The following is a 13,816-nucleotide window of genomic DNA, read 5'->3' on the forward strand; positions in this document are numbered from 1 at the left end:
GACGATTCGATCCATCTCCGAGGCGCCGGCACGTGGCCGCTGAAGGCGGGCGCCGGCGCGGCCTGGGCCTGCTGTTCGTGGTCTCCGCGTTGCTGGCCGGCGCGGCCGCGGTCTGGCTGTACGACCGCTACACCGGGTTCGCCGATGCACCCCTGCAGGGCATCGAACAGGGCCAGACGCTGCGCGTGGAGCGCGGCGATTCGTTCGTACGCGTGCTCGGGCGGCTGCGCGAGGCCGGGATCGACGCCGGCCACGAGTTGGAATGGCGCCTGCTGGCACGCCAGCTGGGCGCGGATGCCCGCATCCAGGTCGGCGAATACGCGCTCGATCCGGCGACCACGCCGCGCCGGCTGCTGGAGCAGATGCGCGACGGCCAGGTGGTGTCCTACCGCTTCACCATCGTCGAAGGCTGGAACATCCGCGAGCTGCGCGCGGCGCTGGCGAAGGCCATGCCGCTCGAACAGACGCTGGGCGCGATGGACGATGCGGCGCTGATGGCCGCGTTGGACCGGCCCGGCGTGCACCCGGAGGGCCGCTTCCTGCCGGAAACCTACGCCTATACCCGCGGCGACACGGACCTGGACCTGCTGCGCCGGGCCAACCGCGCGCTGGAGCAGGCGCTGCAGGGAGCGTGGGAATCGCGCGCACACGACCTGCCGCTGGAGGACGCCGACCAGGCACTGGTGCTGGCCTCGATCATCGAAAAGGAGACCGGGATCGCCTCGGAGCGCGCGCAGATCGGTGGCGTGTTCACGCGCCGCCTGCGCGCAGGGATGCGCCTGCAGACCGATCCCACCGTGATCTACGGCATGGGCAGCACCTACGATGGCAACATCCGTCGCGCCGACCTGCTGGCCGACACGCCCTACAACACCTACACCCGCGACGGTCTGCCGCCGACGCCGATCGCGATGGCGGGGGTCGAGGCGATCCGCGCCGCGACGAACCCGGCGGACGGCGACGCGCTGTATTTCGTCGCCGTCGGAGACGGCAGCGGGCGGCACGTGTTCTCGCGCACGCTCGACGAACACAACGCCGCGGTGCGCGAATACGTGCGCCGCTACCGCGAGCGGTTCTCGCCGCAATGAGCGGTTCGCCCACGCGCCCGGGCGCGATCATCGATGCGGCTGACGAGGCGGCGCGCGGAAAGCGCGATGCCGTTCGCGGGCATCCGCGCTTCGTCTCGCTGGAAGGCGGCGAGGGCGCGGGCAAGACCACGGTGCTCAATGCCTTGCGAGAGGCGCTGCGCGAAGGCGGCGACGAGGTGGTGGCCACCCGGGAACCGGGCGGGACGCCGCTGGCCGAGCGCATCCGCGCGCTGCTGCTCGACCCCGCGCACGAATCGCCCTGCGCCAACGCCGAACTGCTGTTGATGTTCGCCGCCCGCGCACAGCATGTGCACGAGACGATCCGCCCCGCGCTGGACCGGGGCGGGTGGGTGCTGTGCGACCGCTTCACCGACTCCAGCTTCGCCTACCAGGGCGGCGGCCGTGGCATCGACGCGGACTGGATCGCCGAACTCGAGCGACGCGTGGTCGGGTTGCGCCCGGGCCTGACGCTGCTGCTCGACCTGGACGTCGCCCGGGGCCGCGAACGCACCCGCGGCCGCGACCTGGTGCCCGACCGGATCGAGTCGGAGCGCGACGAATTCTTCGAACGCGTGCGCGCCGCCTATCGTGCGCGCGCTACGGCCGATCCGGCGCGCATCCGTGTGATCGACGCCGCGCGGCCCGCCGGCGTGGTCGCGGCCGAGGCCGTCCGACTGCTGCGCGAATGGCGGGACGGCGCATGACGCCGCCGCTAGCACCCTGGCAGCAGCGCGCCTACGACCAGGCGGCGGCGAACCTGGCCGACGGGCGCCTGGGCCATGCGCTGCTGGTGTGCGGCCCTGCGCGACTGGGCAAGCGCGCGGTGGCCGAACGCCTGGCCACGCACCTGCTGGGCGCGCACGAGGCGCGCGCAGCGCACCTGATCGAGGCCGGGACGCATCCGGATTTCCACATCGTCACGCTGCAGCCCAACCGCGAAGGCACGCGGCTGCGTACCGAGATCGTGATCGAGCAGATCCGCGCATTGTCGGAGAAGCTCTCGCTGACGCCGCAGTACGGGGCCGCCCAGGTGGCGATCGTCGATCCGGCCGATGCGATCAACGTCTCGGCCGCCAACGCACTGCTCAAGACGCTGGAGGAGCCGCAGCCCGGGCGCTATCTGTGGCTGCTGGCGTCGAATCCGGCGCGACTGCCGGCGACGATCCGCAGCCGCTGCCAGCGCCTGGAGCTGCGCCTGCCGCCGCGCGAAGAAGCGCTGGCCTGGCTGCTCGCCCAGGGCCACGATGCGGCCGCCGCGCACGAAGCGCTGGCGGCGGCGCGTGGCCATCCCGGCCTTGCCGACGCCTGGCTGCGCGATGGCGGGCTGCAGCTGCGTCGCGAGGTGGCCGACGACCTCGCGCGGCTCGCGCGCGGCGACGCGGCACCGATCGAGACCGCGCAGCGCTGGGTCGCCGACGATCACGGCAGGCTGCGACTGAGCCACGCCGCCGACCTGGCCGTGGCCGAAGCCACGGGGTTGACCGATCCGGCGCGAATCCGGAAGCTGGCGCGGTGGTTCGACGCGGCCAACCGCACCCGCGACCTGCTGCGCACCACGGTGCGCGCGGACCTCGCGGTCGCGGAACTGCTGCTGGCATGGCGCGGCGCCGACGCGCCGCGCACCGGGACAGGATCGAGGACACACCGATGAGCAGCACCGCGGGCGGCGCACGGCAGGGCATCCTGTCGCTGGCACTGAAGGACAAGGCGACGCTCTACGGCGCGTACATGCCGTACCTCAAGTACGGCGGCATCTTCGTCCCGACGCCCAAGCGCTATTTCCTCGGTGACGAGGTGTTCCTGCTGCTGACCCTGCCCGAGTCCAGCGACCGCCTGCCGGTGGCGGGCAAGGTGGTCTGGGTGACGCCGACCGGCGCCCAGGGCGCACGGGTGGCGGGCGTGGGCGTGCAGTTCGCCGATACGCCCGAGGGCGAGACGGTGAAGAACCGGATCGAGACCCTGCTCGCCGGATCGCTGTCCGCCGAGAAGCCGACGAACACGATGTGATGGTCCGCATCGTGCTGGGCCGCATGATGCGCCGGTTCCGTCGGCTGTGCGCACTGTCCGCGGTCACGCTGCTGGCGCTGCCCGCGGTCCATGCCACCGAACGCGTGCGCCTGGACGATGGCCACCTGCAGGTCGAGATCGCACCCGGGCTGGGCGGGCGCATCGTCCACCTGTCGCTGCCGGGCAGGTCGAACCTGCTCAAGGTCGGCGACGCGGTCGCGAACATACCGCCGCCTGTGCCCTCGGCCGACGGCGAGAACATTCCCTACATGGGCCACGAGCTGTGGACCGGCGCCCAGTCGCGCTGGTGGCTCGACCAGGACGTGAACGCGGAGCGCCGCGCCGCCGCCGCGGTGTGGCCGCCCGATCCGTTCCTGGCCTACGGCCGCAACCGGATCGTCGAGCGCTCGCCCCTGGCGCTGGTGCTCGAAGGCGTGGACAGCCCCGTCAGTGGCCTGCGCGCGAGCCAGTCGTTCCGGCTCTCCGGCCAGACCCCGGCCACGCTCGCGCTGGGCGCGGAAGCGGTCAACATCCGCGAGCGCGAGGTGCGCCGCAACCTGTGGTTCAACACCCGGCTGCCGGCCGGCAGCCGGGTGTTCGTGCCGGTCGCCCGCGAGGCCGACGCGCGCCTGCGTGCCGACGAGGACGCGTCGTTCGCCGGGCCGGTGGCCTGGTGGCGGGACGGGCTGTATTCGCTGCAGCTCGCGCCGCCGCCACCCGGCAAGGACGGGCGCCGCGGCAAGATCTTCATCGCGCCGTCCGCCGGCTGGATCGCGGGCTTCAATGCCGGCCAACTGCTGCTGATCCGCTTCGAGCGGCAGCCGGACACGGCGATCGATCCCGAGCACGGGCAGGTCGAGCTGTACCAGCAGTGGCACGCCGACGATCCCGACGCGGGCCTGCTGGAACTCGAGGTCCACGCCCCGATGCGCAGCCTGGCGCCCGGCGAGACGATGCGGTCGGGCGAGACCTGGACGGTGTTCCCCTACGACGGGCCGGACACCCTGGAAGCCCAGCGCGATGCCTTGGTCGCCGCTTTGCGCGCCCTGGGTCTGGGGCACTGACGCTCCCGCCGGCGCCGGCGCCGGATCCCGCTGCAGGTGTGCCGGCCCCCGTCCGCACGGTGGCCGATTCCTGCGCCATCCCGCGTCGTGAAGTGAATCGGAGCCCGATACGCGCTCGCTGAGGCCCTCCCGACCGGAACGCGGGTCGGCCCGGACCTGCGATCGGGCCTGCCGATGGACGGCCGCCAGCCGGCGGCCCGACCCATTCTCCCGTGCCGGTGGTTCCCGTGCCGCCGGCGAAGGCGCGGGATGTCATCCAGGCGCGGCACGGGGCGGGCGGCTTCGCCGAACCAGGCGGGCCCGCGCGATGCGCCTGCACCTGCCGTGGAGGTTCCCATGCAACTGCGTCCCCTGGTCCTGGCCTGCGCGCTGGGCGCGCTCTCGTTCGCCGCGTGCGATCACCGCGGCGCCGTGACGGCCGCCGAAGCGGCGCCCGCGGTCTCGCCTCCGGAACTTGCGATGGTCGGCGCGCACCTGCTCGACGGCCTGGGCGACTACCACTTCGAGGTGACCAGTTCCCATCCCGAGGTCCAGCGCTGGTTCGACCAGGGCTTGATGCTGACTTACGGCTTCAACCACGACGCCGCCGAGCGCTCGTTCCTCAAGGCGACCGAACTCGATCCTGACTGCGCCATGTGCTGGTGGGGCGCGGCGCTGGTGCTGGGCCCGCATGTGAACGCCGCGATGGATCCGGCCGACAACGCCGACGCGTGGGCCCGCCTGCAGCGCGCGCGCGAACTCGCACCCCGCGCCGGCGTGCGCGAGCGGGCCTTCATCGAGGCGCTGTCCGCCCGCTATGCCGCGCAACCACCGGACGACCGCCGCCCGCTCGACGAGGCCTATGCCGAGGCCATGCGCGCGCTGGTGCGGGACCGCCCCGACGACCTCGACGCGGCAGTCATGCTGGCCGAGGCGATGATGGACCTGCAGCCCTGGGACTACTACGACGCGCAACTGCAGCCCAAGGGCCACACGGCCGAGGTCGTACGCACGCTGGAATCGGTGATGGCGCGCGACCCGGACCATGCCGGCGCGCTGCACCTGTACGTGCATGCGGTCGAGGCCTCGGCCGATCCGCAGCGCGGCGCCGCCGCCGCCGACCGGCTGCGGGATCTGGTGCCGGGCTCCGGGCACCTCGTGCACATGCCGGCGCACATCTACGCACGCGTGGGTCGCTGGCACGATGCGGTGATCGCCAACCAGCGCGCGATCGAGGCCGACGATGCCTACCTCGCGCTGTGCCGCGGCAACACGCAGGGGGTGTATCCGCTGGGTTACGTGCCGCACAACCACCATTTCCTGTGGTTCGCCGCGAGCATGGAGGGCAACGCCGCAGTGGCGCGGGCGGCGGCGCTGGCGACCGCGGAACGCACCCATCTGCCCGAACTGATGCGCACGCCCGGTTTCGAGGGACTGCAGCATTACTGGATGACGCCCTGGTTCGACCGCGTGCGGTTCGGGCGCTGGGACGAGATCGCCGGGGTCGAGAATCCGGCGCCCGACCTGCCGTACGTCACCGCGATCTGGCATTACGCGCAGGCGATGGCGGCGATCCGCCAGGGACGCCTGGACGCGGCGGACACGCACCTCGCCGCACTGGGCACGCTCGCCGCCGATCCGGCGATGGCGCAACGGATGGTGTGGGACCGCTACCCGCTGTCGTTCGCCACGCGCATCGCGGAACGCACGGTCACGGCCGAACTCGCGACCGCGCGCGGCGACGTCGATGCGGCCGTGGCGGCGCTGCGCGAGGCGGTGGCGATCGAGGACGGCATTCCCTATGACGAACCGCCGGGCTGGCACGCGCCGGTGCGGCAGACGCTCGGGGCGATCCTGATCGAGGACGGCCGCGCCGCGGAGGCGGAAGCCACCTATCGCGAGGAGCTGCAGCGTAATCCGGGCAACGGCTGGTCGCTGCTTGGCCTGGCTCGCAGCCTGGAGGCGCAGGGCAAACGATCGGAGGCGGCGGAGACGTCGCGCGCCTTCGAGGTCGCGTGGCGCGAGTCCGACATCGCGCTGACCGCGTCGCGCCTGTAGGGATCCGCCGCGGGTGGCGCGCCGGGCGCCAGGCCCGACGCGCCGCGACCGCTTACTGCGGCACGTCGGCCGACTGCCGCAGCAGCGGGCTGTCCCAGCCCGCACGCGGCGCGAAGCGATCGCCGTAGCGCGCCTGCAGCGCCCTGAGGCGCTCGAGCAATGCGTCGGCACCGGTTTCGCGGATGGTCTGGATCGGGCCGCCGCGGAACGGCGCGTAGCCGGTGCCGAAGATCACGCCGGCATCGAGCAGGTCCGGATCCTCGACCACGCCGTCGTGGAGCGCCGCCACCGCTTCGTTGAGCAGCGGCAGGATCAGGCGGTCCTCCAGGTCTTCCGGCGCGGCGTAGTCCTTCGGCACCTCGGGCTTCTTCGCCTTGCCGTCCTCCCACGCATAGAGTCCCTGGCCGTCTTTCTTGCCGCGCTTGCCGCTTTCCGGCGGCTGCGACAGCGCCGGCGGGATCTGCAGACCGAGGAACGGCGCCAGTTCCTGGCCCACGCCATAGGCGACGTCCAGGCCCACGGTATCGATCAGTTCGATCGGTCCCATCGGCATGCCGTACTTCACCGCCGCCTTGTCGATCACCGCGCCCGGGATGCCTTCGGAATAGGCCAGCGCGGCCTCGAGCATGTACGGGAACAGCAGGCGGTTGACCAGGAAGCCGGGCGTCCCGGCGACCGACACCGGCAGCTTGTCGATCGCCTTGCAGAAGGCGGCGAGGCGCTGCTCCGTGGCCGGGTCCATCGCGGCGTGGCGCACGATCTCCACCAGCGGCATCAGCGCCACCGGATTGAAGTAGTGCAGGCCGCCGAACTGCGCCGGCCGCGCGAGCTGCCCGCGCAGTTCGTCGAGCGGAATCGACGAGGTGTTGGTGGCCAGCAGCGCGCCCGGCTTCAGGCGCGGCTCGACGCCGACGTACAGGTCGCGCTTGGCATCGGCATCCTCGATGATCGCCTCGATCACCAGGTCGGCATCGGCCACGCCCTCGCCAGCGAGGTCGGAAAGCAGGCGCGCCGCGACCTCGGGCCGCTTCGCCTCGTCCTTGACCTTCTTCGCGAACAGCTCCTGCGCGCGCAAGACCGCCTTGTCGATGTAGGGTTGCTCGCGGTCCTGCAGGGTGACCTGGAACCCCTTGTATGCCGACCACGCGGCGATGTCGCCACCCATCACGCCGGCACCGACCACGTGCACGTGCCCGATCCCGTGCGGCGCTTTCCCGCCCAGCCCTTTGAGCCGTTCCTGCAGGAAGAACACGCGCATCAGGTTGCGCGCGGTCGGCGTGCCGGCCAGCTTGACCACCGACTTGCGTTCGGCCGCCAGCCGCGCCTGGATCCCGCCGCCACTGCGGCGCCAGGTTTCGATCAACGCATACGGCGCGGGGTAGTGCTCCTTGCGCGCCTTGCGCGTGACCTGCTTGACCAGCATCGGTGCCAGCACCTGGCGCGCCGGCCAGGTGTTGGTGATCCAGCCCAGGAAGCGCTGCCTGAACGGGCGTTCGCGGCCCTCGAGCGCGAGCTTCGCGGCCTCGTCGACCAGCAGCGCCGGCTCGACCACCTTGTCGACCAGCCCCATCGCGCGCGCGGACGAGGCCGAGAGCGTGCGCCCGGTGAGCATCACGTCCATCGCTGCCGGCGCACCGACCAGGCGCGGCAGGCGCACGCTGCCGCCCCAGCCGGGATAGATGCCCAGCTTCACCTCGGGCAGGCCGATCCGGGTCGACGGGTCGCTGCTGGCCACGCGGTAGTCGCAGGCCAGCGAGATCTCGGTGCCGCCGCCCATGCAGAAGCCGTGGATCGCCGAGACCGTGGGGCAGGGCAGCTCGGCCAGGCGCTGGAACGCCTGCTGTCCGCGCCGGATCGAATCGCCGATCGTGCCCTTGCGGTCGAACTCGGCGAATTCGCGGATGTCGGCGCCGGCGATGAACCCCTTCTGCTTGGCCGAGCGCAGCACCAGCGCCTTGGGTGGATCCAGCGCAAGGCGCTCCAGCAGCGCCTCGAGTTCGATCAGCACGTCCTGGCCGAAGGTGTTGACCGACTCGCCTGCGCGGTCGAAGGACAGCACCAGCACGCCGTCCGGGCGCAGCTCGACCTGCCAGTGGCTGAAGCGCAGTCCATCGAGGCCAGCGATCATGCGGGACCATCCGTTAGGGTATGGGAAGTCCCCTTATGATCCAGAGGATGTTTCGCCGCAGTCAAATCGGCGCCGCGCGGGCCCGGGACGCGGGGGTTCGCGGTCGTCGCTTGCGCGCGGCGGCGGGCATCCCCAGATCCCGTGGAATCCGGGGGCGGAACTTCCGCTCCTGCCCGAGGTCACAGCTGCCGGTCGGAAGGCCGGGCGAGTCAGGAGCGCCAGGCCCGATGGCCGAGATCGACACCCAACAACTGGACCTCGAACTGGTCAGGCGCGTGCAGCGCGGCGACAGCGCGGCCTTCGACCTGCTGGTGCGCAAGTACCAGCACCGGATCGCGGCGCTGATCGGGCGCTACGTGCACGACTGGAGCGAGGTGCAGGACGTCGCCCAGGAGACCTTCATCCGTGCCTATCGCGCGATCGGGAATTTCCGCGGCGACGCCCAGTTCTACACCTGGCTGCACCGGATCGCCGTGAACACCGCCAAGAATCATCTCGTTGCCGGCAATCGGCGCCCGCCTGGCGCGGACATCGACGTCGACGACGCCGAACAGTTCGACGCCGGCATCCGCCTGCGCGACGGCGATACCCCGGAACGTGAACTGATGCGGCAGCAGCTGGAACAAACCGTCATGCGCGCGGTCGAAGCCCTGCCCGAGGAATTGCGGCTGGCGATCACGCTGCGCGAGGTCGACGGCCTGAGCTACGAAGAGATCGCCCAGCGCATGGATTGCCCGATCGGAACGGTGCGCTCGCGCATCTTCCGGGCGCGCGAGGCGATCGATCAAGAGATGAAACCCCTGTTGGACAGCGACACCAGAGCGGAGCGCGCGGCACGATGACCCACGTCGACGACAACGAGCCCCTGCAGATCGGACCGGACCCGGACAAGCTGTTCGTGTATCACCGCCAGCAACTGTCGGCGATGCTCGACGGCGAGCTGTCGCCGGACGAGGCCCGCTTCATGCTGCGGCGCCTGCAGCACGACACCACGCTGGCCTCCTGCTGGGAGCGCTGGCAGGTGTGCGGAGACGTCATGCGCGGCCAGCACAACGACCTGCTGCCGCGGGATTTCGCCGAGCGCATCGCGCTGTCGCTGGCGGGTGGGTCCGTGTCCGGCACTGAACCCGGCACCCCGGCGCGCAGCAGCCGTCCGCGCATCGCGCGCTGGGGTGGTGGTGCGGCGCTTGCGGCCTCGGTCGCGCTGCTCGCGGTCTTCGCCAGTCGCCAGCTGCCCGAGCCCGGCGCCGTTCCGCAGCCGGCAGACCGTGCGCCGCTGGTGGCGGAAGCCGGCTCCACGCCCGCGGCGCCGCTCGCGTCGGTCCCCAACGTGTCGGCCAGCAACGAAGCGCGCGTGGCGCAGGCGGAGGAGCGCGGCGGTGCGCCCGAAGCTGCGACCGCGCTCGCGGCGGCTGCGTTGGCGGTGGCGGAGACGCCCCGCCGGGCCGCCGAGCGGCGCACCCGCGCGCAGTCCCCTGCGGTGGCACGCGTGCGGCAGGCGCGGCCCCAGGCAGCGCCTGCGCTTGTCGCCGATGCGCCACCGGCGGTGGCCGTGAATGCATCTCCCATCGTGCTCGAGCGGCCCGATGCGGTGGCGGTCGACCGCGACCCGTTCGCGATGCCGCCAGCCGCCACGGCGCGGCCCTGGCCCCGCTCGCTGCTGCCGGCTGCCGGTGCCTATACCGTGGCGGGCGGTGGACTGGCGCCGCGCGAGCCTGCGTTCGAACCGTTCCGGCCTGCCTCCGCCGCGGCCTCGCCGTGGCCGGTGTCCGAGGTCGCCAGCCAGGCGCCGGACGCGGCGCCGCCACCGCAACCCTGATCCATCCGCCTCGGGCCATCGTGCCGCTGCGCTGGCGATGCGCGGGGGCCCGTGGCGCCGCCGCGCAGGCCCGCCTTCCTGTCGATCGAGTCGAGAGTCCGTCCCGATGAAAACCCCGGTGTCCGCCTTCGTCCTCATCCTGCTCGCGTCCGCCGCCACCACAGCGGTGGTGCTGCCCATCGCGACCGCGCGACCCGCGGGCGACGGCGTGGCCGCCACGCCGCTCGCCGGCCAGGCGACCGCGGTGCCGGCGCAGCCGCTGGTCAGCGGACTGCCCGATTTCACCCGCCTGGTCGAACAGGTGGGTCCGGCGGTGGTCAAGATCGACACCACGATGGGCGCCCGCCGGGCCGCGCGTGGCGCGCAGTCGCCCGACGATGCCTTCCCCGGCGATGATCAGATTCCCGAGATCTTCCGCCGCTTCTTCGGTCCCGGCTTCCAGATGCCCGGGCCGGGCGGACAGGGCCCGGTACCGCGCGGTCGCGCGATGGGCACCGGCTTCCTGATCTCCGACGACGGGTATGTCCTGACCAACCATCACGTGATCGACAGCGCCGACGAGGTGAAGGTCACGCTCAGCGACCTGCGCGAGTTCACCGCGAAGGTGGTCGGGAGCGACGAGCGCTCGGACGTGGCGCTGCTGAAGATCGAGGGCAAGGGCCTGCCGGTGCTGCGTACGGCCAACGGTTCGGCGGTCAAGCCCGGGCAGTGGGCGGTGGCGATCGGGTCGCCGTTCGGGCTGGAGCAGTCCGTGACCGCGGGCATCGTGAGTGCGGTCGGCCGCAGCAATCCGTACGCGAACCAGCAGTACGTGCCCTTCATCCAGACCGACGTCGCGATCAACCAGGGCAATTCCGGCGGTCCGCTGCTCAACACCGCCGGCGAGGTGATCGGAATCAATTCGCAGATCTTCAGCAACTCCGGCGGCTACATGGGCGTGAGCTTCGCGATCCCGATCGACGTGGCCATGAACGTGGTCGGGCAGCTGAAGGACACCGGACGCGTGCAGCGCGGACAGCTCGGCGTGCAGTTCCAGGCCACCGGCATCACCTCCGAGCAGGCGCGTGGCTTCGGCCTGCCCGACACGCTCGGGGCGCTGGTCAGCGAGGTCGTGCCGGGCAGCCCGGCGGAAAAGGCCGGCATCGAGCCGGGCGACGTGATCCGCAGCGCCGACGGCGTCGCGATCCGCCAGCCGAGCGACCTGCCGCCGATCGTCGGCAACAAGGTGCCCGGCACGAAGATGACGATCGGCGTGTTCCGCGAAGGCCGCGAGCGCACGTTCGACGTGACCCTGAGCGAGCTCGACGACAGCACGGTGGCCGGTGGCCCTGCACCGCGTCCCGGCGCACCGGCCCCCGACGGCGGCGCGGGCGCCAACGTCTTGGGTCTGGTGACCCAGGACCTGACCGAGGCCCAGCGCCGCCAGCTGGGGCTGGATGCGCGGGAAGGCGTCGGCATCGCACGGGTGGAGGGCCTGGCCGCGCGCGAGGCCGGCCTGGCGCCGGGTGACGTGGTGCTGCGCGTCGGTCGCACGCCCGTGGGCAGTGCCGCCGCGCTCGAGCGCGAACTGCGTGGCGTGGAGGCCGGCGAGACGGTGATGCTGCTGGTGCGCAGCCGCGCCGGCGGCAGCCGCTTCGTCGCCATCACCCCCGGCGGGGACGAGTAACCTCCGATTTCGCCGTCCGGCGGCCGCGCTTCCCGCGCGGCCGCTTCAAGGCCGCATGCCCGGCGCTTCGGACAGCCGCGTGGCGGACAGCGTCCGAACCGGCGTTCGGCCCTGATCGGGGCGGCGGCGGTCGCGGGAGCGACGGCGCGCTATGCGATAATCCCGCGTTGTCCTGCTGACGGCGTGGCCGCCGCCTCCCCATGTCCGACCCGATGCGGCTGATCCGCAACTTCTCCATCATCGCCCACGTCGACCACGGCAAGTCGACCCTGGCCGACCGCATCATCCAGATCTGCGGCGGGCTCCAGGCGCGCGAGATGGAGGCGCAGGTGCTCGATTCGAATCCGATCGAGCGCGAGCGCGGAATCACGATCAAGGCGCAGTCGGTGTCGTTGCCGTACACGGCCGCCGACGGCCAGACCTACCAGCTCAACTTCATCGACACGCCCGGGCACGTCGACTTCAGTTACGAGGTCTCGCGCTCGCTGGCCGCGTGCGAGGGCGCGCTGCTGGTGGTCGATGCCGCCCAGGGCGTCGAGGCGCAGTCGGTCGCCAACTGCTACACCGCGGTCGAGCAGGGCCTGGAAGTGGTGCCGGTGCTCAACAAGATCGACCTGCCCACCGCGGACATCGACAAGGCCAAGGCCGAGATCGAGGCGGTGATCGGCATCGATGCCGAGGACGCCATCGCGGTCAGCGCCAAGACCGGCCTCAACGTCGAGCAGGTGCTGGAGGCGATCGTGCATCGCATCCCGCCGCCCCGGCCGCGCGACACCGACAAGCTGCAGGCCCTGATCATCGATTCGTGGTTCGACAACTACCTGGGCGTGGTGTCGCTGGTGCGCGTGATGCAGGGCGAGATCGGGCCCAAGACCAAGATCCTGGTGATGTCGACCGGGCGCACCCACGAGGTCGACAAGGTCGGCGTGTTCACGCCCAAGCGCAAGGAGCTGAAGAAGCTCGGCGCGGGCGAGGTGGGCTGGATCACCGCCTCGATCAAGGACGTGCACGGCGCCCCGGTGGGCGACACGCTGACCCTGGCTGCAGACCCCGCGGCGAAACCGCTTCCGGGCTTCCAGGAGATGCAGCCGCGCGTGTTCGCGGGGCTGTTCCCGGTCAATGCCGAGGACTATCCCGACCTGCGCGAGGCGCTGGACAAGCTGCGTCTCAACGATGCCGCGCTGCGCTTCGAGCCGGAGAGCTCCGAGGCGATGGGCTTCGGCTTCCGCTGCGGCTTCCTCGGCATGCTGCACATGGAGATCGTGCAGGAGCGGTTGGAGCGCGAGTACGACCTCGACCTGATCTCCACGGCGCCGACCGTGGTGTACGAGGTGCTGCGCACCGACGGCGAGGTGATGCCGCTGGACAACCCGGCCAAGCTGCCCCCGGCGAACCAGATCCAGGAAGTGCGCGAGCCAATCATCCGCGCCAACATCCTCACGCCCGAGGCCTACATCGGCGCGATCATCAAGCTGTGCGAGGACAAGCGCGGCGTGCAGATCGGCATCCAGTACCTCGCCAGCCAGGTGCAGATCAGCTACGAGCTGCCGATGGCCGAGGTGGTGCTGGACTTCTTCGACAAGCTCAAGTCCGTCAGCCGCGGCTACGCCTCGCTCGACTACCAGTTCCTGCGCTTCGACGCCGGTCCGTTCGTGCGCGTGGACACGCTGATCAACGGCGACAAGGTCGACGCACTGTCGATCATCGTGCACCGCAGCCACGCCGACCGCCGCGGCCGCGAGCTGACCGAGAAAATGAAGGAGCTGATCCCGCGCCAGCAGTTCGACGTCGCGATCCAGGCCGCCATCGGTTCCCAGGTCATCGCCCGCACCACGGTCAAGGCGCTGCGCAAGAACGTGCTGGCCAAGTGCTACGGCGGCGACATCAGCCGCAAGAAGAAGCTCCTGGAAAAGCAGAAGGAAGGCAAGAAGCGGATGAAGCAGGTCGGCCGGGTGGAGATCCCGCAGGAAGCGTTCCTGGCGGTGCTGCAGGTGGACAACAAGTAGG

General features: G+C 71.4%; 11 protein-coding genes. 10 read left to right on the top strand and 1 reads right to left on the bottom strand.

Features of this window, described 5'->3' with window-relative positions:
- Positions 1-32 precede the first annotated feature (32 nt).
- From mltG to QFW81_RS12625, 6 genes are all read left to right on the top strand, one after another.
- A complete protein-coding gene (mltG, locus tag QFW81_RS12600; protein WP_280579203.1) occupies positions 33-1,088 on the top strand; it encodes an endolytic transglycosylase MltG in 1,056 nt (351 codons plus the stop codon).
- Entirely contained in the window at positions 1,085-1,792 is a 708-nt protein-coding gene (gene tmk / locus QFW81_RS12605; RefSeq protein ID WP_280579205.1) for a dTMP kinase, read from the top strand. The genes mltG and tmk overlap by 4 nt, the downstream gene beginning before the upstream one ends.
- A complete protein-coding gene (locus QFW81_RS12610; protein WP_280579207.1) occupies positions 1,789-2,739 on the top strand; it encodes a DNA polymerase III subunit delta' in 951 nt (316 codons plus the stop codon). Before tmk ends, QFW81_RS12610 begins: the two co-directional genes overlap by 4 nt.
- Positions 2,736-3,095, top strand: a complete 360-nt coding sequence (locus QFW81_RS12615; protein ID WP_280579209.1) for a PilZ domain-containing protein — start codon at positions 2,736-2,738, stop codon at positions 3,093-3,095. The genes QFW81_RS12610 and QFW81_RS12615 overlap by 4 nt, the downstream gene beginning before the upstream one ends.
- Positions 3,095-4,159 carry a DUF4380 domain-containing protein gene (locus QFW81_RS12620; protein WP_280579210.1) on the top strand — a complete coding sequence of 355 codons (1,065 nt, stop codon included), beginning with the start codon at positions 3,095-3,097 and terminating at the stop codon, positions 4,157-4,159. The genes QFW81_RS12615 and QFW81_RS12620 overlap by 1 nt, the downstream gene beginning before the upstream one ends.
- Positions 4,160-4,495: 336 nt before the next feature.
- The gene (locus QFW81_RS12625; RefSeq protein WP_280579213.1) at positions 4,496-6,196 is read left to right on the top strand and encodes a tetratricopeptide repeat protein; all 1,701 of its coding nucleotides are present in this window, start codon (positions 4,496-4,498) and stop codon (positions 6,194-6,196) included.
- A 52-nt stretch (positions 6,197-6,248) separates the two neighbouring features.
- Here the strand turns inward: QFW81_RS12625 and QFW81_RS12630 are convergent, their stop codons facing one another.
- Positions 6,249-8,324, bottom strand: a complete 2,076-nt coding sequence (locus QFW81_RS12630; protein WP_280579216.1) for a 3-hydroxyacyl-CoA dehydrogenase NAD-binding domain-containing protein — start codon at positions 8,322-8,324, stop codon at positions 6,249-6,251.
- A gap of 227 nt (positions 8,325-8,551) precedes the next feature.
- On the opposite strand from QFW81_RS12630, the gene rpoE reads away from it, so the two are divergent.
- The 4 genes from rpoE (at position 8,552) to lepA (ending at position 13,815) form a co-directional block, all read left to right on the top strand.
- Complete coding sequence (rpoE, locus tag QFW81_RS12635) at positions 8,552-9,166, top strand: RNA polymerase sigma factor RpoE (RefSeq protein ID WP_280579217.1); 615 nt, start codon at positions 8,552-8,554, stop codon at positions 9,164-9,166.
- Positions 9,163-10,143 (top strand): RseA family anti-sigma factor, encoded by a 981-nt coding sequence (locus QFW81_RS12640; protein WP_280579218.1) that lies wholly within the window; start codon positions 9,163-9,165, stop codon positions 10,141-10,143. The genes rpoE and QFW81_RS12640 overlap by 4 nt, the downstream gene beginning before the upstream one ends.
- 118 nt (positions 10,144-10,261) lie before the next feature.
- Positions 10,262-11,809 (top strand): Do family serine endopeptidase, encoded by a 1,548-nt coding sequence (locus QFW81_RS12645; protein WP_425604037.1) that lies wholly within the window; start codon positions 10,262-10,264, stop codon positions 11,807-11,809.
- 212 nt (positions 11,810-12,021) lie between these two features.
- Positions 12,022-13,815 (top strand): translation elongation factor 4, encoded by a 1,794-nt coding sequence (gene lepA, locus QFW81_RS12650; protein WP_280579441.1) that lies wholly within the window; start codon positions 12,022-12,024, stop codon positions 13,813-13,815.
- The last annotated feature ends 1 nt before the right edge of the window (position 13,816 follow it).

It is taken from the genome of Luteimonas kalidii (assembly GCF_029887935.1).
Taxonomy (GTDB): domain Bacteria; phylum Pseudomonadota; class Gammaproteobacteria; order Xanthomonadales; family Xanthomonadaceae; genus Luteimonas; species Luteimonas kalidii.